The sequence below is a fragment of the Citrobacter sp. T1.2D-1 genome, from assembly GCF_950098555.1.
Taxonomy (GTDB): Bacteria; Pseudomonadota; Gammaproteobacteria; order Enterobacterales; family Enterobacteriaceae; genus Citrobacter_A; species Citrobacter_A telavivensis.
Map to the genome: position 1 here is coordinate 147,022 of NZ_CATNHH010000067.1, position 20,739 is coordinate 167,760.

A 20,739-nucleotide genomic window follows, 5' to 3' on the forward strand; every position below is an offset into this window, starting at 1 on the left:
GCGCCCCCCGCAGATTCCCGTATGGCGGCGATGTTAGGTAAAGATACCTGTCGTGAATGTGAATTGCAGCACATATTGTTACAGATTTATGACAAATGTTCAGAAAGGCGCACGAAATCACGTTTCATTTTCGAATCATGAGCGAATATGCGCGAAATCAAACAAACCATGTTTTTTATGTGGCTAAATGATAAAAAACGAACTGTGAGGGAAAGCAATGAAAACTCGCGACTCGCAAACAAGTGACGTGATTATCATTGGAGGCGGTGCCACAGGCGCAGGAATTGCCCGTGACTGCGCGCTACGCGGTCTACGTGTCATCTTAGTCGAACGTCATGATATTGCGACCGGTGCAACCGGCCGTAACCATGGACTGCTGCACAGCGGTGCGCGCTATGCCGTGACTGACGCGGAATCTGCCCGTGAATGCATCAGTGAAAACCAAATTCTGAAACGTATCGCCCGCCACTGCGTTGAGCCAACGGACGGTCTGTTTATTACCCTGCCGGAGGATGAACTTTCCTTCCAGGCCACCTTTATCCGCGCCTGCGAAGAAGCGGGGATTCGTGCAGAAGCAGTCGATCCGCAACAGGCGCGGATTATTGAGCCGTCGGTAAATCCGCAACTGATCGGCGCGGTCAAAGTGCCGGACGGCACCGTTGACCCGTTCCGCCTGACCGCGGCCAATATGCTCGATGCGAAAGAGCACGGCGCCATCATCCTGACCGCTCACGAAGTGACTGGACTTATCCGCGAAGGCGCGACCGTCAGCGGTGTCCATGTGCGCAACCATCTCAACGGCGAAACACAAACCCTGCATGCGCCGGTGGTGGTTAATGCCGCCGGGATCTGGGGACAACGGATCGCGGAATATGCTGATTTGAGTATCCGCATGTTCCCGGCAAAAGGATCGCTGCTGATTATGGACCACCGCATCAACCAGCACGTCATCAACCGCTGCCGTAAGCCGTCTGACGCCGATATTCTGGTGCCCGGCGACACGATTTCGCTGATTGGCACGACCTCAACCCACATTGATTACAACGATATCGACAGCAACAGGGTGACCGCCGATGAGGTCGATATTCTGCTGCGCGAAGGTGAAAAGCTGGCGCCGATTATGGCGAAAACCCGTATTCTGCGCGCCTACTCAGGGGTGCGCCCGCTGGTAGCCAGTGATGACGATCCGAGTGGTCGTAACGTCAGTCGCGGCATTGTGCTGTTCGATCACGCGAAACGCGACGGCCTCGACGGGTTTATCACCATTACCGGCGGCAAACTGATGACCTACCGCCTGATGGCGGAATGGGCTACCGACGCGGTCTGCCGTAAGCTTGGCAACACGCGCCCTTGCATCACCGCAGACACACCGCTACCGGGTTCACAGGAACCGACGGAAAGCACGCTGAAGCGTGTGATCTCCTTGCCCGCCCCACTGCGAGGGTCAGCGGTGTATCGCCACGGCGACCGTACGCCGGCGTGGCTGAGCCATGGCCGCCAGCACCGCAGCCTGGTCTGTGAGTGCGAAGCCGTCACCGCGGGTGAAGTACAGTACGCCGTCGAAAATTTAAACGTTAACAGCCTGCTGGATCTCCGTCGTCGCACCCGCGTAGGGATGGGCACCTGTCAGGGCGAACTCTGCGCCTGTCGTGCTGCCGGGTTGCTGCAACGCTTTAACATCACCACCGCTGCACAATCCATCACCCAGCTATCGGATTTTCTCAATGAACGCTGGAAAGGCGTGCAGCCGATCGCCTGGGGCGATGCGCTGCGCGAAAGCGAATTTACCCGCTGGGTGTACCAGGGATTATGTGGTCTGGAAAAGGAGCCGCGCGATGAGATTTGATACGGTCATTATGGGCGGCGGTCTCGCCGGACTCCTGTGCGGTCTACAGTTGCAAAAGAGCGGCTTACGCTGCGCGGTGGTCACCCGTGGACAGAGCGCGCTGCACTTCTCCTCCGGCTCGCTGGATCTGCTCAGCGCGCTGCCGGATGGGCAGCCGGTGCATGATATCACTGCGGGCCTGAACGCCCTGCGCGAACAGGCTCCCACACACCCTTACACGACACTCGGCACCCAACAGGTGCTGATGCTCGCAGAGCAAGCGCAGGCGCTGCTAAACGCATCCGGTGCGCATCTGCAGGGCGAGGTTCAGTCGTCGCATCAGCGGGTCACCCCGTTAGGTACTCTGCGTTCGACCTGGCTCAGTTCACCGGAAGTCCCTGTCTGGCCGCTGGAGGCTAAACGTATCTGCGTAGTGGGCATTAGCGGCCTGCTTGATTTCCAGGCACACCTGGCTGCCGCCTCTCTTGGTCAACGCGACCTGGAGGTAGAAACCGCCGAGATTGATCTGCCGGAACTGGACGTTTTGCGCGACAACGCCACCGAGTTTCGGGCGGTGAACATCGCCCGTTTTCTGGATAACGAAGACAAATGGCCCCTGCTGTATGACGCGTTATTGCCGATAGCAAAAACGTGCGAAATGATCATCATGCCCGCCTGCTTTGGCCTGGCGGATGACGGTCTCTGGCGCTGGCTCAACGAGCGCCTGCCCTGCTCGCTCAGGTTACTTCCCACTTTGCCGCCGTCGGTGCTGGGGATCCGACTGCATAACCAGTTACAGCGTCAGTTCGTCCGCCAGGGCGGACTCTGGATGCCCGGCGATGAAGTGAAGAAAGTCACCTGTAAAAATGGCGTGGTGAGCGAAATCTGGACGCGCAATCACGCGGACATCCCTCTGCGCCCGCGCTTTGCCGTGCTCGCCAGCGGAAGTTTCTTTAGCAGCGGCCTGCTCGCCGAACGTGAAGGTATACGTGAGCCCATTCTGGGGCTGGATGTTCAGCAAGCGGCGACCCGCGCCGAATGGTATCAACGCGATTTCTTTGATGCGCAACCCTGGCAGCAGTTTGGCGTCACCACCGATGAGACGCTGCGCCCGTCGCTGGCGGGACAAACGGTAGACAATCTGTATGCCATTGGATCTGTTCTCGGCGGATTCGACCCGATTGCCCAGGGATGCGGAGGCGGCGTCTGTGCGGTCACTGCTTTACATGCCGCCCATCACATTGCAGCACGTGCAGGAGGTGAGCAATGAGCGATACCCGTTTTGAAAGTTGCATCAAATGCACGGTGTGCACCACCGCCTGTCCGGTCAGCCGCGTTAACCCGAGCTATCCGGGCCCAAAACAGGCCGGCCCCGACGGCGAACGCCTGCGCCTGAAAGATGGCGCACTGTATGACGATGCGCTGAAATATTGCATTAACTGCAAACGCTGCGAAGTAGCCTGTCCATCTGACGTGAAAATCGGCGATATTATTCAGCGCGCGCGCGCCAAATATGACACGTCGCGTCCGTCGCTGCGTAACTTTATCTTAAGCCATACTGACCTGATGGGCAGCGTCTCCACGCCGTTCGCGCCAGTTGTCAATACGGCAACCTCGCTGAAACCGGTGCGCCAGTTACTCGATTACGCGCTGAAAATCGATCATCGCCGTACATTGCCTAAATACTCTTTTGGCACCTTCCGCCGCTGGTATCGCAGCGTGGCGACCCAGCAGGCGCAGTACAACGATCAGGTTGCCTTCTTCCACGGTTGCTTTGTGAATTACAACCACCCACAGCTCGGCAAAGATTTGATCAACGTGCTGAACGCGATGGGCACAGGCGTCCAGTTATTGAGCAAAGAGAAGTGCTGCGGCGTACCGCTGATTGCCAACGGGTTTACCGATAAAGCGCGTAAACAGGCGGTGACCAACGTCGAGTCTCTACGTGAAGCAATTAGTGTGAAGGGAATTCCGGTGATTGCCACGTCTTCGACCTGTACCTTTGCACTGCGTGACGAGTATCCGGAAGTCCTGGACGTCGACAACAGCGGTCTACGGGAACATATCGAACTGGCGACCCGCTGGCTGTGGCGCAAACTGGATGAAGGAAAAACGCTGCCGCTGAAAACACTGCCGTTGAAAGTGGTTTACCACACCCCGTGCCATATGGAAAAAATGGGCTGGACGCTGTACACCCTTGAACTGCTGCGTCGCATTCCGGGGCTGGAACTCACGGTGCTGGATTCCCAGTGCTGTGGGATTGCCGGCACCTACGGCTTTAAGAAGGAGAACTACCCCACCTCGCAAGCCATTGGCTCTCCACTGTTTAAACAGATTGAAGAAAGCGGCGCAGATATTGTGGTTACCGACTGCGAGACCTGCAAATGGCAAATCGAGATGTCCACCAGCAAACGCTGTGAACATCCGATTACCCTGCTGGCGAAAGCATTAGGCTAAATGACTCGCCCGGCGGTACTGTGCCCCGGGCGTTTTTGCGTTTAGCATTCCACAAAATTGAATACGTTACCGTCGTACGTATTTATCTCCCGCCCCTCTTCGCAAAGACTGAATTTCGCGCATGCAGCCCTTAATATAACCTCGTATCGTCACGTCACTGGATTCTTTGGTGACGGACAACCATGGCGAAATCAACGACGTCAACACAGCACGATGCCGTGTTTAAAAAGATGATGACCCATCCTGAAATTGCGCAGGATTTTCTTAAGATTCATCTTCCTGAGTCGTTATGCAAACTCTGCGATTTAACCACGCTCAAGCTGGAATCCACCACCTTCATTGAAGACAACCTGAGAACCTACTATTCCGATGTTTTGTGGTCGCTGAAAACACGCGAGGGTGAGGGTTACATTTACTGCGTTATCGAACATCAGAGTACCGCCGTGCCGCACATGGCATTTCGTTTGATGCGTTATGCCACTGCCGCTATGCAACACCATCTTGATAGCGGAAATAAAACCCTGCCGCTGGTGATCCCGATGCTGTTTTATCATGGCGAACCAAGCCCATACCCTTTTTCACTGAACTGGCTGGACGAATTTGACGACCCACAGCTGGCGCGGCGGCTCTACACGGAAGCCTTTCCGCTGGTCGATATCACGGTCATCTCTGACGACGAAATCATGCAGCATAAGCGCATAGCCCTGCTGGAACTGATGCAAAAACACATCCGCGATCGTGATTTGATGGGGCTGGTTGACCGACTGGTTTCGCTTTTAATAACCGGTACCGCTAATGACAGCCAGTTGCATACGCTGTTTAATTACCTGGTGCAGTACGGCGATGCGTCCCGCTTCAGTGACTTTATCCATGAGGTCGCCAGACGCGTTCCCCATCACAAGGAGAAATTGATGACGATTGCAGAAAGGCTTCGGCAGGAAGGCCACCACACGGGGCTGCAGAAAGGACTACAAAAGGGTCTACAGGAAGGATTACAAAAAGGCACCAGGGAGGAGGCATTACGTATCGCGCGGATGATGCTGAAAAGCGGGATCGAACGCGACAAGGTACTGGTGATAACCGGACTGTCACTCGATGATATCATGGCAAACAGTCCGTAAAGCCTGACAGATAGCCCGGTGACACAGTGCCGCCGGGCTATGGATTTAGTAACTGCTTTTCAGTTTCGGCATCGTCTGACCGGGCTTAAACATTGCCAGCCGCTGGTCCAGCGCCTCGGTATACAGCATGGTATCAACGCCGACGGCGACAAAATTCGCGCCCCACGCCAGACATTTCTGCGCCATGAGCGGATCGACGGCGAGAAAGCCCGCCGCTTTTCCAGCCGCACGAATGCGCTGAATACTCTCTTTGATAATCCGCTGCACCTCCGGGTGTCCGCTGTTGTCCGGATACCCCAAAGACGCCGAAAGATCGGCAGGACCAATAAACACACCGTCAATACCGTCCACGTCCAGGATCGCATCCAGATTCTCCAGCGCGGCTTTACTTTCGACCTGTACCAGCAAACAGAGTGACGCATTGGCCTGCGCCATATAGTTGTCAATACGCCCCCAGCGCGCCGCTCGCGCCACGCTAGCCCCGACGCCGCGCTCGCCAACGGGCGGGTAACGGGTGGCCGCAACCACCTGCCGTGCCTGCTCTGCGCTATCAACCATCGGAATCAACAGCGTCTGTGCCCCGATATCCAGAACCTGTTTGATCAGCGCCTTAGCGCCTTCGACCGGGCGGATCACCGGTTGGCTGGCGTAGGGAGCAATCGCCTGCAACTGATGATAGAGATCCTGCACCGTGTTCGGCGCGTGTTCGCCGTCGATCAACAGCCAGTCATAACCCGACGTTGCGGCAATTTCCGCCATGTAGGAGGTTGTCGAACTCAGCCACAGTCCGATTTGTACTTCCCCTCTGCGGAGTGCGTCCTTAAAAGGGTTTGCTAACAATCCGTTCATAATGATCCTTACAACGTGGATAAAATTATTGATGCGCAGCACCCGGTTGCGACGCGGGACGGTTCACGCTCAGCGTGAAGATAATCAATGAGCCGATAATCGCGACACCCGCCAGCGTCAGCAGTCCTGCGGCATCGCTGGCAAACATCGTTTCCGCCTTAACGCGCAGAATTGGCGCGATAAACCCGCCTACCGCGCCAAACAGGTTCACGAAACCGATCCCCGCCGCCAGCGCTGTGCCGGAAAGCAGTTGCGTCGGCATTGTCCAGAACACCGGCTGTACGGCGATGAAACCCACCGCTGCCACGCAAAGCGCCAGAATCGCCACCACCGGTGATGCCAGGCCGGATACACCAATACCAATCCCCGCAGCCAGCAGCGTCAGCGCGGCGACATTACGGCGTTCGCCAGTGCGATCGGAGTAGCGAGGGATAAGCCAGGTCCCGAACAGTGCGGCAACCCACGGAATGGCGGTGACCACCGACGCCGTGAAGCCCACTTTGGTTCCCAGCAGCGCGGCAACCTGGGTTGGCAGGAAGAAAATCAGTCCGTACACCGCCACCTGAATCGTCAGATAGATAATCGCCAGTTGCCAGACGCGTCCGTTACGCAAGGCATCCGAGAGTTTTGACGTGGTCTTCTTCTCTTCTTCGCTCGCCAGTTGGCTAATGAGCGCCGCTTTTTCTTCAACGCTGAGGAAACGCGCCTGTTGTGGGGTGTCATCCAGCCAGAAGAAGGTGAAAATCCCTGCGCCTACCGCCAGCAAACCTTCGATAACGAACATCCAGAACCAGCCGGGATAGCCCATAAAGCCGTGCATCTCCAACAGTGCGCCGGACAGCGGCGATCCCAGCGTCAACGCCAGCGGCGCCCCCATGTAAAACAGCCCCATAATGCTGGCGCGGTTACGCTGTGGGAACCATTGTGAGGTGAGATAGATCATGCCGGGGAAGAAACCGGCTTCTGCCGCCCCCAGCAGAGTACGGATAATGAGGAATTTCGCCTCGGTATCCGCCCACGCCATCGCGGCGGAGAGGAATCCCCACAGCAGCGTAGTGGTGCCAATCCAGGTTCTGGCCCCCAGTTTGCGCATCAGCAGGTTAGCGGGCACGCCGAGAAAGGCGTAGACCACGAAGAAGATCCCCGCGCCGAGCGCGTAGGCCTCATTGCTCAGCCCGGTATCAATCTGATAGGTCTCTTTGGCAAAGCCAATGTTCGAACGGTCCAGAAACGCCAGTACATACAGTGCCAGCATGAACGGGATCAAACGTGCGCGGTTTTTCTTCACTACGCCGTCAAGAAGAGTGGTACTCATAGCAAGATCCTCAAAGAAATGAGGGCGTTGCCGTCTCTGCGGCAACGCACAGGTCATTAGTGGCTATAAGGGCGTTTCAGGTTACAGTCGCGGTTAAGCTCGACGCCAAATCCCGGTTTATCCAGCACGGACTTATGAATGCGGCCATTCACCGGTACCGGCTCATCAAGCAGAATCGGGTCAAACTGCGGACGCATCGTTGAGCAGTCCGGACTGGTCATCAAGAACTCACTGAACGGCGTGTTGGTGAAAGTAATCACCGCATGGTGCGAATAGACCGACGAGCCGTGCGGTACGACCAGTTGTCCACGCGATTTCGCAATCGCAGCAATCTCGACCAGCGTGGTCAGGCCGCCGCACCAGCCGACATCCGGCTGCATGATATCGATTCCAGTTTCCGCCAGCGTGCGGAAGGACTGCAGCGTGCCGTGGTGCTCGCCGCTGGTGACCATCATTCCAGCTGGCGCATTGCGTTTCAGTTCGCGATAGCCTTCGTACTGCTGCGGCGGCAAACACTCTTCAATCCACTTCAGGTTAGATGGCGCGCAGGCGTGGGCCAGTTTCGTGGCGTAATTCACGTCCTGACTCATCCAGCAGTCCAGCATCAGCCAGAAATCCGGGCCGCACTTCTCACGCATTTCCGCTACCATGGCGGCATCTTTGCGGATCCCCGCGTCGCCATCGTGCGGTCCCCAATGAGTCGGCATTTTGCCGCCAATGAAGCCCATCTCTTTTGCCAGGTCAGGACGCGCGCCGGTGGCATAGAACTGAATTTCATCGCGCACCGCGCCGCCCAGCAGTTTGTAAACCGGCAGGCCCACCACCTTGCCAAACAGATCCCACAGCGCCAAATCAACGCAAGAGATGGTGTTCATCACCAGACCGCCGGATCCCGAGTAATACATGGTCGCACCGAGCATCTGATCGTGAATGAGTTTGATATCGCTGACGCATTTCCCTTCGATAAAACGGTTGAGATGTTTTTCAACGATAAAGCAGCCCATCTCTCCTGCCGTGGAGACCGCAAAGCCCGTCTGTCCGTTTTCGGCTTCAACTTCAACAATCAGCGTACCCAGCACGTTAATCCCAAACGACTGACGCGACTGTTCGTACTCACGATATTTACTCATCGGCGTGGCGATGTGATCGTCAATCCAGTGGTTAGCGCCCTGGTCATGATAATCGCCGCCGCCGGCTCCTTTTTCTGCCGTTGCTCCACCGGTAAACCAGGCGCGGACATGTTTAATTTTGGGTAGGGTCATGATGTTCTCCATTATTATGATGCGAGTGAATCGAAGGGACTTTTCCATCCCAATAGACGTGAAATATCCTTCGCGCAGGCAATGGCTTTGCCAGCAAGATAATCACGATTCTCTTCGTTGATTTCTAAACGGGTGCCGACCACCGAAATGGCGGCGGCGGGTTCGTTATTGGCATTAAAAATGGGGGCGGCGACGCAGCGCACATCCGGATAATCTTCTCCGTTATCAAAGCTCCAGCCGCGCTGGCGGATGCGTTCCAGTTCGTCTCTGAGTTGCTGAGGTTGAGTGATCGTGGTGGGGGTCGCCTGCTCCCACACCAGTTGCTCAATGATAGCGTTGCGCACGGCAGCAGGCTGCCACGCCAGCAGACATTTACCAATGCCAGAGCGATACAGCGACAGGCTTTTCCCTTCATGGGAGCGCACGCTGATGGTCGAAGACGATTCCACCTTCAGAATGTAATACGCGCTCTCATGATCGATGATCCCCAGATGGCAGAGCAGCCCTGTTTCATCCATCAGTTTCGTCAGGCGCGGACGCGCCAGTTCGCGCAGATCCATTTTGCTGAGCGCATGGCCGGAAAGCTCCACCAGCTTAGTCCACAGACAAAAGTTCTCCTGATGATCGACGCTGATAAACCGCTGACGCTTCAGTTCACTCAACAGCAGGTAAGCCGTGCTTTTGGGAATACCCAGCGTTTCAATGATGGTGGCGGCACTGCAGGGGCCAATCCGCGCAATCAGATTGAGAATATCAATGGCGCGGGTGAGCGCCGGGACTTTGCTTGATTCCAACATACTGGACTCCAGTCTGAGATACTGGAATCAGTGTGATCGGTCATGGCGGGTAAATTTGTGAAGCGCGTCATGTCGCGTCTTTCTTCCAGCAGAATGGAGAAATAACGTGCAAAAATGCGAGATGAATCACGGATTTTTTCGCGAGGAGTACAGCGGGTTGGACAGAAAGAGAATCAGCCCGAAAAGCACAGCGCCATCGGGCGATTAAAAACTACAGCGTCAGCGATTCAACCACGTCAATCCAGCCATGCTCGCTGGCAATATCCTGTTCGTTGAACCAGCGACGCAGCATGTTAAGCGCCATCATCGCGCAGACCTCCTGACGGACCAGCAGGCTGTGACGGGTCACGCTGAAATGCACGCGCAGAGCAAACGTCCCATCTGGCGTCGCCAGCGCAAAGTTCAGGTGATCGTTTTCCAGCCCGGATATCGCCAGCGCCAGTCCGGCGTAATGTTTACCGCGTCGTTCCGACGTCCAGTGCGCGGTCTGCGCCAGCGTCTCTTCCTGCGAAGGTACCACTTCGCTGGCCAGCAGCGGCGCACCCGCGCGAGAAAGCTGCAATGCCACCAGCCCGCCGGTGAACTGCTCACTCAACGTCAGGCTGAGCTGCCTTTTCTGCAACTCGCGCGCAATCTGCAAAGGAAGTCCTTCGGTGCCTTCAAAAATCAGATTTTGCCCGGCAACGCGCTTGACCTCCTGCCACAGGCTGCGCATCGCCTCACGCTGGGCGTACGGTCCGGTCAGTTTAAGCTCGATAATTGGCATCGATGAGCGATAACCCAGGGTCACCCCTTCCGGTAATGAAAGCGAGTCGAGGCTTTGCGCCAGATCGCTTTCCGAACGGCCAAAAGTGGTCAGACGCAGACACAGCGGCGGCTCAGTGAGAGAGAAACGCTCGCGCAAACGTGGCAGGATCTCATGTTCCACCATCACTTTAAATTCTGACGGTACGCCCGGCGTAAAGAACATCAGACAACGATTGAGCTGCACGGCAAAGCCGCAGGCGGTGCCGACAGGATTATTGATGAATTCGGCGCTGGCGGGCAGTTCCGCCTGTTTACGGTTGCTGGGCGCCATCACTCTGCCGCGCTCCCGGAAGAATCGCTCCATCTCGGCAAGCCAGGCCTCGTGCAGAACCAGCCCTTCCCCTTTCGCCGTCGCCGCAGCAAGCGCGCTGAGATCGTCGCTGGTCGGCCCCAGGCCGCCGTTGACGATCAAAACATCAGCATGCTGACTCCGCTCGCGCAAAATGGCGACCAGATCGTTGAGGTTGTCGCCCACCGTATTACGGCGCGTTAAGGGCAATCCCTGATTAAAGAAAAAATCGGCCAGCCAGGCAGCATTCGTGTCGACGATTTGCCCGTGCAACACTTCATCCCCGGTGGATAACATCTCCACGTTTAACATCGTGTTCTCCTGCTTTTATGATGAAAATACTATAACGCAAAGGGGGAAGTGGCGTGGCAGAGAAATATCCTGAAGGGAATAAAAGTGGCGCGACAGGAGATCGCGCCACCGGGGTCAGAAGCTGGCGTTGACCCCAACGTATGGGCCGTCCGCAATGGCATTATCGCGATTGCCATCTTTACCCGCCAGATTCAGGTAGCGATAACCCGCTTCAATGCTAAGCGGACGCATGATCTTCAAGCGCGCGCCGGCATTTGCCTCTTCATAGCTCTGGATACCGCTGGATAACGAATCCGGAGAGTAGTAGTACTCACCGAACAGGCGGACGCTGTCGCCTATCGGCCACTGTAATCCACCGCCAACGGCGGCCGCATAGCCTTCATCACTGTCGTTCGGGCTGGTATAGACCCCTTTGCCGCCCACGGTCGCCAGCATCGGGCCGAGTGGAATATTCATACCCAATCCCAGCCCCGCAGCGTCGCCGTCGTCATCGCTATGCATCCAGTTACCGCTCAAGGCCAGTCCGGTAGACTCCGTGCCAAACCCGACGCCAATGTTGGTATATTCTTTACCCGCCTGACCGCTGATGCTCATGGCACTCGCAGAAGCAGAAACGAACAGCATTCCAGCTATTCCAAATAATACGCTTTTCTTCATTTTTACCCTTTCCAGCAAGCAAATACATAAAGTTTCCCAAAGCTGCGGGATTGTACTGCCAACGCCAAAGGAATCAATGAGCTAAAAAAGCGATCGCTCAACGTTTTGTAACCAAATAATACCGGTACGCAGGAAGAAGAGAGCCGTTAATTCCTTTTATCGACCCGGAGAGAGTCCGGGAACCATTTCTTATTTATCGCTTTCCCTTACAGTACATTTCTCATGTGAATGGAAAATAAACATGTTATCTGATGTTGCCAGGGGATAAACTTTTCCCTGCTAACTCTACCTCTGCTTCAAGGAACATTACCGTGCGTCAAAGGACTATTGTTTGCCCCTTAATACAGAATGCAGGAAGTTATCTCCTGTGCCAGATGGCTAACGATCGGGGAGTTTTCCCGGGTCAATGGGCGCTGTCTGGCGGTGGCGTTGAGCCAGGAGAACGTATTGAAGAGGCCCTGCGCCGTGAGATTCGCGAAGAACTGGGCAGTGCGCTGGTTCTGACTGACATCAAACCCTGGACCTTCAGTGACGATATCCGTACGAAAACCTACCCCGATGGCAGTCAGGAAGAGATCTATATGATTTACCTGATTTTTGACTGCACCGCCGCCAATCGCGAAGTGCATATCAATGAAGAATTTCAGGCGTTTGCCTGGGTCAAGCCGGAAGATTTACCTCAATACGATCTGAACGTTGCGACAGTGAAAACCTTAACACTGAAAGGGTTATTATAATCTCTGATGACAGCTGTTGCGGCTGTCATCTTTTATTCATAATGTTGGTTAAGGTGAGACCAGTTTACCGTCAAGATACAGTTTTCCCTTATCGACATGCATCACCAGACCGTCCAGATAATCCGGTGTCAATTTTACGCCACGCATATTTTTTGCCAGATAGGTCAGGCAATGATTATGAGTAAAAATAACCACGTCTTTATTTTCCGACTTATTTGCTAAACGCTCAATGGCCTGCCCGGTTCCCCGGCCACAGGCATGCATGCCTTTATCCACCGTCAATTTTTTATCCGCAGCAAACCAGGTTGCTGACTGAACAGTGCGCACCGTATCGCTGGCATACAGATCGTAGTCTTTAATCTCTTTGCTAAACGAGGCGCCCAGCGCGCGAGCCTGCATCGCCCCATGCTCAGTGATGCCGGTTTTATCCGACAGACAGGTATTGTCTGACCGGTCACAGCGCTCAGCATGGCGAAACAGCACCACTACCGGATGCTGTTTTGCCAGTACCGCCAGGGTACGGGAATCGATTCTCGGTAGACCGTTGCTGCTCCAGGCGAAATGGCTGCCCAGCCCCACCATGATCGCCAGTGCCGATAGCAGAACAACGGTATATTTTTTGTATTTAACAAAATATTGGGATACTACAAACACATTAAACTCCACTTGATACCGGCAAACAGAAATATAACCTTGCAGCGTACTGCTTAATGAAAGGCACGATCGTTTATGTGGGGAAAATGCCCGAAAGCCACGGCCATTGCAAATGCAACGTGGGTAAAAAAGCATATATTTCCATAACGTTAAGTTCTTAAGGTTAATTTAATATTCATATACTACTATTTAGGTCTGACTGGATAATCCTCATTTAGCCTCCTGTTTATGACGCAATAAATAAAAGGCTCGCAGTATCCAAATGGCTGAAGGAAATATAATGTCTGATTTTCTGCCTTTCTCTCGCCCGGCGGTAGGTACGGAAGAACTTGCCGCTATCAAAGCGGTTCTCGATTCTGGATGGATTACCACTGGCCCGAAAAATCAGCAACTGGAAGAGGCTTTCTGCCAGTTGACGGGAAACCAACACGCCATTGCCGTGAGTTCTGCCACGGCAGGTATGCATATCGCCCTCATGGCGCTGGGAATCGGTGCCGGTGATGAAGTCATCACCCCGTCAATGACCTGGGTTTCCACACTGAACATGATTGTGCTGCTGGGGGCAACCCCGGTCATGGTGGATGTCGACCGCGACACGCTGATGGTCACCGCTGAACACATTGAAGCTGCCATCACCCCGCGCACGAAAGCCATCATTCCCGTCCATTACGCCGGCGCACCGGCCGATCTGGATGCTATTTACGCCCTCGCGGAACGCCACGGTATTGCGGTTATCGAAGATGCCGCCCACGCGGTCGGCACTTATTATCAGGGTCGCCACGTCGGCGCTCGGGGCACCGCGATTTTCTCCTTTCACGCCATCAAGAATGTCACTTGTGCAGAAGGGGGACTCATCGTCACCGACGATGAGTCACTCGCCAGGCAGCTACGCAACCTGAAGTTTCACGGACTCGGCGTTGATGCCTTCGATCGCCAGACCTGGGGTCGTGCGCCCCAGGCGGAGGTCCTGACGCCAGGCTATAAATACAATCTGACCGACATTAACGCGGCGATGGCCCTGGTTCAGTTAGAGAAGCTTGAGACGCTCAACCATCGTCGGGCAGTCATCGCCCTGGAGTACCAACACGCGCTGGCCGATCTCCCGTTTCAGCCGCTGAGTCTGCCGCCGTGGCCCCACGTGCATGCCTGGCATCTGTTTATTATTCGTACCGACGAAGATCGGTGCGGCATCAGTCGCGACGCGCTGATGGAGGCACTTAAAGCCCAGGGGATCGGTACAGGTTTGCATTTCCGCGCGGCACACACGCAGAAATATTACCGCGAACGCTTTAACACCCTGTCGCTCCCCAATACCGAATGGAACAGTGCGCGTATCTGCTCGCTACCGCTGTTTCCCGATATGACCCCGGCGGATACCGCTCGCGTCATTACCGCGCTTCGCCAGATTGCAGGAAAATAGCCATGTTTGAAGCCCTCCCGATAACGAAAGTATCGGTGGTGATCCCTGTCTACAACGAACAGGAAAGCCTGCCGGAACTGCTCAGGCGAACCACCGCAGCCTGCGAGAGTCTGGGAAAAGATTATGAGATCCTGTTGATTGATGACGGCAGCAGCGACAACTCCGCACAGTTGTTGATTGACGCGTCAGAAGCCGAAGGCAGCCACGTTGTTTCGATTTTGCTGAACCGCAACTACGGGCAGCATTCCGCCATCATGGCAGGATTCAGTCACGTCACCGGCGACCTGATTATTACGCTTGATGCCGATCTGCAAAACCCACCGGAAGAGATCCCTCGCCTGGTGGCAAAAGCCGACGAAGGGTATGACGTGGTCGGCACCGTGCGCCAGAATCGTCAGGACAGTCTGTTTCGCAAGACAGCCTCGAAGATGATCAACCATCTGATTCAGAGAACCACGGGCAAAGCGATGGGCGACTACGGCTGCATGCTTCGCGCTTATCGCCGTCACATTATTGATGCCATGCTGCATTGCCATGAACGCAGCACGTTTATCCCGATTCTGGCGAATATCTTTGCCCGACGCGCCACGGAGATCCCCGTTCATCACGCTGAACGTGAATTTGGCGACTCCAAATACAGCTTTATGCGGCTGATTAACCTGATGTACGACCTGGTGACCTGCCTGACGACAACGCCTCTGCGCATGCTGAGCCTGCTCGGCAGCGTCATTGCCGTCACCGGATTTACCCTGTCGATACTCCTCGTCATCCTCCGCCTGACGCTGGGCCCCCAATGGGCGGCAGAAGGGGTTTTCATGCTGTTTGCCGTTCTGTTTACCTTTATTGGCGCGCAGTTCATCGGCATGGGTTTACTCGGCGAATATATCGGTCGGATTTACAACGATGTACGCGCCCGTCCCCGCTATTTCGTCCAGCAAGTTATTCGTCCGGAAAGTCTGCACTCTACTAAGGAAAACCAACAATGAAAGCCGTTGTCTTCGCGTATCACGATATGGGGTGTTTGGGCGTTCAGGCCGTGCTCGACGCCGGCTATGAAATTGCCGCCATTTTTACGCATGCGGATAATCCGGGAGAAAACGCGTTTTTTGGCTCCGTTTCTCGCCTGGCAGCTGACGCGGGGATCCCGGTCTATGCTCCCGATGACGTCAATCACCCAATCTGGGCCGAGCGTATCGGCCAACTCGCTCCCGACGTTATTTTCTCTTTCTACTATCGCCATCTGCTCAGCGATGCGATTCTGGCGCTGGCACCGGCTGGCGCATTTAACCTGCACGGTTCGCTACTGCCGAAATATCGCGGTCGCGCTCCGCTGAACTGGGTGCTGGTGAATGGCGAAAGCGAAACCGGCGTGACGTTGCACCGCATGGTGAAACGCGCCGATGCGGGTGCCATTGTCGCGCAACAGCGCGTCGCCATCTCGCCTGACGACACGGCCCTTACGCTACATCATAAGCTTTGCCAGACCGCACGGCGGGTGCTGGAACAAGCATTACCGGCCATCGAACGAAAAGAGATACACGACGTCCAGCAAAACGAGAGTGAAGCGACCTACTTTGGTCGCCGCACGCCAGAAGACAGCTTCCTGACCTGGAACAGACCGGCAACGACGCTGCACAACATGGTGCGGGCGGTCGCGGCCCCCTGGCCGGGCGCGTTCAGCTATTCCGGTACGCAGAAATTCACTATCTGGTCATCCCGCGTCCACGCTCAGAACCAGACCGCGCAACCGGGTACCGTGATTTCCGTCTCCCCTCTGCTGATCGCCTGTTCCGAAGGTGCGCTGGAAGTGGTGACTGGACAGGCTGGCAACGGCATCACGGTGCAAGGCGCACAGTTAGCACAGATTCTCGGCCTGGTTGCGGGTTCTCGTTTAAACACCCCATCGCTGGCCGCCAGCAAGCGCCGCACCCGCGTGCTGATCCTCGGCGTGAATGGCTTCATCGGCAACCATCTTACCGAACGTCTGTTACGCGAAGACCACTATGAAATCTATGGTCTGGACATCGGCAGCGACGCAATCAGTCGTTTCCTCAGTCATCCGCGTTTTCATTTTGTGGAAGGTGACATCAGCATTCATTCTGAATGGATCGAATATCACGTTAAGAAATGTGATGTCGTGTTGCCGCTGGTGGCCATTGCCACCCCTATTGAATATACCCGCAACCCGCTGCGCGTCTTTGAACTGGATTTTGAAGAGAACCTGAAAATCATTCGCTATTGCGTGAAATACCGTAAGCGCATCATTTTCCCATCGACTTCCGAAGTTTACGGAATGTGTACCGACAAAGTGTTCGATGAGGATAGCTCGAATCTCATTGTCGGGCCGGTCAATAAACCCCGCTGGATTTACTCGGTGTCCAAACAGCTTCTCGATCGCGTCATTTGGGCATACGGCGAAAAAGAAGGACTGCGCTTTACCCTCTTCCGCCCGTTCAACTGGATGGGGCCGCGTCTGGACAGCCTGAATTCCGCGCGAATCGGCAGCTCGCGCGCCATTACACAGCTGATCCTCAATCTGGTAGAAGGCTCGCCGATCAAGCTGATCGAAGGGGGGAAACAGAAGCGCTGCTTTACGGATATTCGCGACGGTATCGAAGCGCTATACCGGATCATTGAAAACGCGGGTGGCCGCTGTGACGGTGAAATCATCAACATCGGTAACCCGGAAAACGAAGCCAGCATCAAGGAACTGGCGGAAATGCTGCTGGAGAGTTTCGACAAACATCCACTGCGCAATCACTTCCCGCCGTTTGCCGGGTTACGGGTCGTCGAGAGCAGCAGCTACTATGGCAAAGGCTATCAGGATGTTGAGCACCGTAAGCCCAACATCCGTAATGCAAAACGTTGCCTGGACTGGGAACCGACCATCGACATGCGCGAAACGGTCGACGAGACGCTGGATTTCTTCTTGCGCAGCGTGGATCTCACGGAACATTCATCATGACAAAAGTAGGCTTGCGAATTGATGTCGATACCTTCCGTGGCACCCGCGAAGGTGTGCCACGCCTGTTAGCGTCATTGAGCCGATACCACATTCGGGCAAGTTTTTTCTTTAGCGTCGGACCAGACAACATGGGGCGCCATCTCTGGCGCCTGATCAAACCGCAGTTTCTGTGGAAGATGCTGCGCTCAAACGCGGCTTCTCTTTACGGCTGGGATATTCTGCTGGCCGGTACCGCCTGGCCGGGGAAAGAAATCGGCCGCGCAAACGCAGAGATTATCCGGGAAGCGGCGCGCCTGCATGAAACCGGGCTACACGCCTGGGATCACCATGCCTGGCAGGCCCGTAGCCCTCAGTGGAGCAAACAGCAGTTGATCGCCGATATTTTGCACGGGATAACCGCCCTGGAGGCGATCACCGGCCAGCCGGTGACCTGTTCAGCCGTCGCAGGCTGGCGCGCTGACCAGCGTGTGGTTCTCGCCAAAGAGGCATTCCCTCTGCGTTACAACAGCGATTGCCGCGGCAGGACGCCGTTCCGTCCGCTTCTCGAGGATGGTTCGTTCGCCACACCGCAAATTCCGGTCACGCTGCCCACGTGGGACGAAGCGGTGGGTCGCGAGGTTCAGGCGGAAGATTTCAACGACTGGATCCTCTCCCGGATGCAGCAGGATCCCGGTCCCCCCGTGTATACCATCCATGCCGAAGTCGAAGGCGGCGCCTGGCATAGCCAGTTTGAGGATCTGCTCCAGCGTGCGGCAGATGCGGGCATCACCTTCTGCCCGCTTGGCGATCTGCTGCCTGCCGATCGCAATACCTTGCCGTCGGGAGAGATTATTCGCGGTAAAATCGCGGGAAGAGAAGGATGGTTAGGCTGTCAGCAAGCGATGAGCGTCACACGATGAAGAACACCCGTTATTATCAGATACTGATCGCACTTATCGCGTTCTGGTACATCATTCCCATCGACCTGCGCCTGCTGTGGCAGCCTGATGAAACGCGCTATGCCGAGATCAGTCGCGAAATGCTGGCATCCGGCGACTGGCTTGTCCCCCATTTTTTGGGAGTGCGTTACTTTGAAAAACCGATTGCCGGATACTGGATCAACAGCATCGGGCAATGGCTGTTTGGAGCGAACAACTTCGGCGTTCGCGCTGGCGCGATTTTTGCGACGCTGGTAACCGCCGCACTGGTGGGATGGCTCGCCATGCGCTTATGGCGGGATACGCGTACCGCGCTGTTGTCGGCCATTATCTTTTTGTCGTTGTTCATTGTTTACGGGATTGGCACCTATGCGGTACTCGATCCGCTGATCGCGCTCTGGCTGATGGCGGGAATGTGCTGCTTCTGGCTGGCGATGCAGTCCACCACCTGGCAAGGGAAAAGCATGGGATTCCTGCTGCTGGGCGTGACCTGCGGGATGGGCGTCATGACCAAGGGCTTTCTGGCGCTTGCCGTACCGGTGCTCAGCGTGTTGCCGTGGGTCGCCGCGCAGAAACGCTGGAAAGACCTGTTTCTTTACGGCGGATTGGCGGTCATCAGCTGTGTCGCCGTCATCCTGCCGTGGGGACTGGCTATCACCCAACGTGAACCCGATTTCTGGCACTACTTTTTCTGGGTTGAACATATCCAGCGTTTCGCGATGGACGACGCCCAGCACAAAGCGCCATTCTGGTACTATCTGCCGGTGCTGATCGCCGGAAGTCTGCCGTGGCTTGCGCTGCTTCCGGGAGCATTAAAAACCGGCTGGCAGGAGCGCGATGAATCGCGCGGTGCCCTCTATCTGCTCGGTTGGATAGTGATGCCGCTGGTGTTCTTCAGCATCGCCAAAGGTAAATTGCCCACCTATATCCTGTCATGTTTCGCCCCGCTCGCGATACTGATGGCGAGATATGGGCTGAACGCCGCGGAAAAGGGCTATGCCGCGCTGCGCATCAACGGCTGGATCAATATCCTGTTTGGTATTATCGGGATTATTGCCACGCTGGTCGTCTCGCCGTGGGGGCCGCTGAAATCGCCGGTCTGGGTGCACATCGAGGTATACAAGGTCTTCTGCTCGCTGGGTATTTTTTTCCTGTGGACCTTTTTCGGCTGGTATACGCTGAGTAACACGGAGAAAAGCTGGGTTTACGCCGCGTTGTGTCCACTGGCGTTGGCATTATTGTTTGGTTTTTCCGTTCCCGATCGGGTGATGGAATCCAAACAGCCGCAGTTTTTTGTCGAAATGACCCGAGAAAACCTCGCGCCGAGCCGCTACATTCTTACCGATAGCGTGGGGGTCGCCGCTGGTCTGGCCTGGAGTCTGAAGCGGGATGACATCTTAATGTATGGGCAAACAGGCGAACTGAAATATGGCCTTAACTATCCCGATGCCAAAGGCCGGTTCATTCGCTATGCCGATTTTGCGGACTGGCTCAGCCAACACCGTCAGGAGGGGATTATTACGCTCGTGCTCACTATCGCGAAAGATGAAGACATCAACCGCCTTGCCATTCCGCCTGCCGATACAATCGATAATCAGGGGCGTCTGGTGCTGATTCAGTATCGTCCCAAATGATCTGGCTGGTTTTAGTGATGGCCAGCCTGCTCAGCGTTGCGGGGCAGTTATGCCAGAAGCAGGCGACGTTCCGCGTGCCAACACGCGCGCGAAGACGTCATATTACCCTGTGGCTGGGGCTGGCGCTCGCCTGCCTCGGCCTGGCAATGGTCTTGTGGTTGCTGGTATTGCAGAGCATTCCTGTGGGTATTGCTTACCCCATGCTCAGCCTGAATTTTGTCTGGGTCACACTGCTGGCATGGAAAATCTGGCGCGAACCGGTGACACTTCGTCACTGGCTGGGCATCGCCTTGATTATCAGCGGTATTTTTATTCTGGGGAGCGCGGCGTGATGGGATTACTGTGGGGACTGTGCAGCGTTGTCATCACGTCCGTCGCGCAACTGGGTCTGGGCTATGCGATGGCACAACTGCCGCCGATGACGCAGTGGCAGACGTTTATCCCGGCGCTGTTCTCCGGTCATACCGGTACCTTCGCGCTATTCGCCGGCCTGGTGGGCTATTTGCTGTCGGTTTTCTGCTGGCATAACGCGCTGCATCACCTCGCGCTGAGCAAGGCTTACGCGCTGCTCAGCCTGAGTTATGTGCTGGTGTGGGTGGCGTCGATGACCTTACCCGGCTGGCAAGGCGCATTTTCCCTGAAAGCGTTGCTGGGCGTACTGTGCATCATGGCCGGACTGATGTTCATTTTTCTGCCCGCGCAGCGGAGAACTCGCTGATAC

General features: G+C 55.6%; 19 protein-coding genes. 12 read left to right on the top strand and 7 right to left on the bottom strand.

What is annotated here, in order from left to right; translation table 11 throughout:
- The first annotated feature begins 217 nt into the window (after window positions 1–217).
- From glpA to QQZ17_RS23215, 4 genes are all read left to right on the top strand, one after another.
- Window positions 218–1,846 (top strand): anaerobic glycerol-3-phosphate dehydrogenase subunit A, encoded by a 1,629-nt coding sequence (gene glpA / locus QQZ17_RS23200; protein WP_152403433.1) that lies wholly within the window; start codon window positions 218–220, stop codon window positions 1,844–1,846.
- Window positions 1,836–3,095: a glycerol-3-phosphate dehydrogenase subunit GlpB gene (glpB, locus tag QQZ17_RS23205; protein WP_152403432.1), complete on the top strand. Its 1,260-nt coding sequence runs from the start codon at window positions 1,836–1,838 to the stop codon at window positions 3,093–3,095. Before glpA ends, glpB begins: the two co-directional genes overlap by 11 nt.
- Window positions 3,092–4,282: an anaerobic glycerol-3-phosphate dehydrogenase subunit GlpC gene (glpC, locus tag QQZ17_RS23210; RefSeq protein ID WP_152403431.1), complete on the top strand. Its 1,191-nt coding sequence runs from the start codon at window positions 3,092–3,094 to the stop codon at window positions 4,280–4,282. Before glpB ends, glpC begins: the two co-directional genes overlap by 4 nt.
- A 182-nt stretch (window positions 4,283–4,464) precedes the next feature.
- Entirely contained in the window at window positions 4,465–5,403 is a 939-nt protein-coding gene (locus QQZ17_RS23215) for an Rpn family recombination-promoting nuclease/putative transposase (protein WP_152403430.1), read from the top strand.
- 45 nt (window positions 5,404–5,448) lie between these two features.
- Here QQZ17_RS23215 and yfaU read toward each other — a convergent pair whose 3' ends face one another.
- The 6 genes from yfaU to QQZ17_RS23245 form a co-directional block, all read right to left on the bottom strand.
- Window positions 5,449–6,252, bottom strand: coding sequence for a 2-keto-3-deoxy-L-rhamnonate aldolase (gene yfaU, locus QQZ17_RS23220; protein ID WP_152403429.1), 804 nt, complete (start codon window positions 6,250–6,252; stop codon window positions 5,449–5,451).
- Window positions 6,253–6,277: 25 nt separating this feature from the next.
- Complete coding sequence (locus QQZ17_RS23225; protein WP_152403427.1) at window positions 6,278–7,567, bottom strand: MFS transporter; 1,290 nt, start codon at window positions 7,565–7,567, stop codon at window positions 6,278–6,280.
- Between the two features lie 56 nt (window positions 7,568–7,623).
- Entirely contained in the window at window positions 7,624–8,829 is a 1,206-nt protein-coding gene (rhmD, locus tag QQZ17_RS23230; protein ID WP_152403425.1) for an L-rhamnonate dehydratase, read from the bottom strand.
- 14 nt (window positions 8,830–8,843) lie between these two features.
- A complete protein-coding gene (locus QQZ17_RS23235) occupies window positions 8,844–9,626 on the bottom strand; it encodes an IclR family transcriptional regulator (RefSeq protein ID WP_152403423.1) in 783 nt (260 codons plus the stop codon).
- Between the two features lie 211 nt (window positions 9,627–9,837).
- Entirely contained in the window at window positions 9,838–11,034 is a 1,197-nt protein-coding gene (locus QQZ17_RS23240; protein WP_152403421.1) for a nicotinamide mononucleotide deamidase-related protein YfaY, read from the bottom strand.
- A 114-nt stretch (window positions 11,035–11,148) separates the two neighbouring features.
- Complete coding sequence (locus QQZ17_RS23245; RefSeq protein ID WP_152403418.1) at window positions 11,149–11,691, bottom strand: YfaZ family outer membrane protein; 543 nt, start codon at window positions 11,689–11,691, stop codon at window positions 11,149–11,151.
- Window positions 11,692–12,002: 311 nt separating this feature from the next.
- Here QQZ17_RS23245 and nudI point away from each other — a divergent pair, with 311 nt between their 5' ends.
- Complete coding sequence (gene nudI / locus QQZ17_RS23250; RefSeq protein ID WP_152403416.1) at window positions 12,003–12,428, top strand: nucleoside triphosphatase NudI; 426 nt, start codon at window positions 12,003–12,005, stop codon at window positions 12,426–12,428.
- Window positions 12,429–12,476: 48 nt separating this feature from the next.
- Here the strand turns inward: nudI and QQZ17_RS23255 are convergent, their stop codons facing one another.
- Window positions 12,477–13,082, bottom strand: a complete 606-nt coding sequence (locus tag QQZ17_RS23255; protein WP_284554186.1) for a histidine phosphatase family protein — start codon at window positions 13,080–13,082, stop codon at window positions 12,477–12,479.
- A 280-nt stretch (window positions 13,083–13,362) separates the two neighbouring features.
- Between QQZ17_RS23255 and arnB the strand changes: the two genes are divergently transcribed.
- Genes arnB through arnF form a run of 7 tightly spaced genes read left to right on the top strand, consistent with a single transcriptional unit; the run spans window position 13,363 to window position 20,736 of the window.
- Window positions 13,363–14,502 carry a UDP-4-amino-4-deoxy-L-arabinose aminotransferase gene (gene arnB, locus QQZ17_RS23260; protein ID WP_152403412.1) on the top strand — a complete coding sequence of 380 codons (1,140 nt, stop codon included), beginning with the start codon at window positions 13,363–13,365 and terminating at the stop codon, window positions 14,500–14,502.
- 2 nt (window positions 14,503–14,504) lie between these two features.
- Window positions 14,505–15,488 (top strand): undecaprenyl-phosphate 4-deoxy-4-formamido-L-arabinose transferase, encoded by a 984-nt coding sequence (gene arnC / locus QQZ17_RS23265; protein WP_152403410.1) that lies wholly within the window; start codon window positions 14,505–14,507, stop codon window positions 15,486–15,488.
- Window positions 15,485–17,467: a bifunctional UDP-4-amino-4-deoxy-L-arabinose formyltransferase/UDP-glucuronic acid oxidase ArnA gene (gene arnA / locus QQZ17_RS23270; protein ID WP_152403408.1), complete on the top strand. Its 1,983-nt coding sequence runs from the start codon at window positions 15,485–15,487 to the stop codon at window positions 17,465–17,467. The genes arnC and arnA overlap by 4 nt, the downstream gene beginning before the upstream one ends.
- Window positions 17,464–18,366 (top strand): 4-deoxy-4-formamido-L-arabinose-phosphoundecaprenol deformylase, encoded by a 903-nt coding sequence (gene arnD, locus QQZ17_RS23275; RefSeq protein ID WP_152403406.1) that lies wholly within the window; start codon window positions 17,464–17,466, stop codon window positions 18,364–18,366. The genes arnA and arnD overlap by 4 nt, the downstream gene beginning before the upstream one ends.
- Window positions 18,363–20,018 (top strand): lipid IV(A) 4-amino-4-deoxy-L-arabinosyltransferase, encoded by a 1,656-nt coding sequence (arnT, locus tag QQZ17_RS23280; protein ID WP_152403404.1) that lies wholly within the window; start codon window positions 18,363–18,365, stop codon window positions 20,016–20,018. The genes arnD and arnT overlap by 4 nt, the downstream gene beginning before the upstream one ends.
- Window positions 20,015–20,350 (top strand): 4-amino-4-deoxy-L-arabinose-phosphoundecaprenol flippase subunit ArnE, encoded by a 336-nt coding sequence (gene arnE, locus QQZ17_RS23285; RefSeq protein ID WP_152403402.1) that lies wholly within the window; start codon window positions 20,015–20,017, stop codon window positions 20,348–20,350. Before arnT ends, arnE begins: the two co-directional genes overlap by 4 nt.
- The gene (gene arnF / locus QQZ17_RS23290; protein ID WP_152406286.1) at window positions 20,350–20,736 is read left to right on the top strand and encodes a 4-amino-4-deoxy-L-arabinose-phosphoundecaprenol flippase subunit ArnF; all 387 of its coding nucleotides are present in this window, start codon (window positions 20,350–20,352) and stop codon (window positions 20,734–20,736) included. Before arnE ends, arnF begins: the two co-directional genes overlap by 1 nt.
- Window positions 20,737–20,739 lie beyond the last annotated feature (3 nt).

What these genes read in the sequence shown, in the direction of transcription:
- glpA (WP_152403433.1), top strand. Translation starts at nt 218, where the DNA reads ATGAAAACTCGCGACTCGCAAACAAGTGACGTGATTATCATTGGAGGC.
- glpB (WP_152403432.1), top strand. Translation starts at nt 1,836, where the DNA reads ATGAGATTTGATACGGTCATTATGGGCGGCGGTCTCGCCGGACTCCTG.
- glpC (WP_152403431.1), top strand. Translation starts at nt 3,092, where the DNA reads ATGAGCGATACCCGTTTTGAAAGTTGCATCAAATGCACGGTGTGCACC.
- QQZ17_RS23215 (WP_152403430.1), top strand. Translation starts at nt 4,465, where the DNA reads ATGGCGAAATCAACGACGTCAACACAGCACGATGCCGTGTTTAAAAAG.
- yfaU (WP_152403429.1), bottom strand. Translation starts at nt 6,252, where the DNA reads ATGAACGGATTGTTAGCAAACCCTTTTAAGGACGCACTCCGCAGAGGG.
- QQZ17_RS23225 (WP_152403427.1), bottom strand. Translation starts at nt 7,567, where the DNA reads ATGAGTACCACTCTTCTTGACGGCGTAGTGAAGAAAAACCGCGCACGT.
- rhmD (WP_152403425.1), bottom strand. Translation starts at nt 8,829, where the DNA reads ATGACCCTACCCAAAATTAAACATGTCCGCGCCTGGTTTACCGGTGGA.
- QQZ17_RS23235 (WP_152403423.1), bottom strand. Translation starts at nt 9,626, where the DNA reads ATGTTGGAATCAAGCAAAGTCCCGGCGCTCACCCGCGCCATTGATATT.
- QQZ17_RS23240 (WP_152403421.1), bottom strand. Translation starts at nt 11,034, where the DNA reads ATGTTAAACGTGGAGATGTTATCCACCGGGGATGAAGTGTTGCACGGG.
- QQZ17_RS23245 (WP_152403418.1), bottom strand. Translation starts at nt 11,691, where the DNA reads ATGAAGAAAAGCGTATTATTTGGAATAGCTGGAATGCTGTTCGTTTCT.
- arnB (WP_152403412.1), top strand. Translation starts at nt 13,363, where the DNA reads ATGTCTGATTTTCTGCCTTTCTCTCGCCCGGCGGTAGGTACGGAAGAA.
- arnC (WP_152403410.1), top strand. Translation starts at nt 14,505, where the DNA reads ATGTTTGAAGCCCTCCCGATAACGAAAGTATCGGTGGTGATCCCTGTC.
- arnA (WP_152403408.1), top strand. Translation starts at nt 15,485, where the DNA reads ATGAAAGCCGTTGTCTTCGCGTATCACGATATGGGGTGTTTGGGCGTT.
- arnD (WP_152403406.1), top strand. Translation starts at nt 17,464, where the DNA reads ATGACAAAAGTAGGCTTGCGAATTGATGTCGATACCTTCCGTGGCACC.
- arnT (WP_152403404.1), top strand. Translation starts at nt 18,363, where the DNA reads ATGAAGAACACCCGTTATTATCAGATACTGATCGCACTTATCGCGTTC.
- arnE (WP_152403402.1), top strand. Translation starts at nt 20,015, where the DNA reads ATGATCTGGCTGGTTTTAGTGATGGCCAGCCTGCTCAGCGTTGCGGGG.
- arnF (WP_152406286.1), top strand. Translation starts at nt 20,350, where the DNA reads ATGGGATTACTGTGGGGACTGTGCAGCGTTGTCATCACGTCCGTCGCG.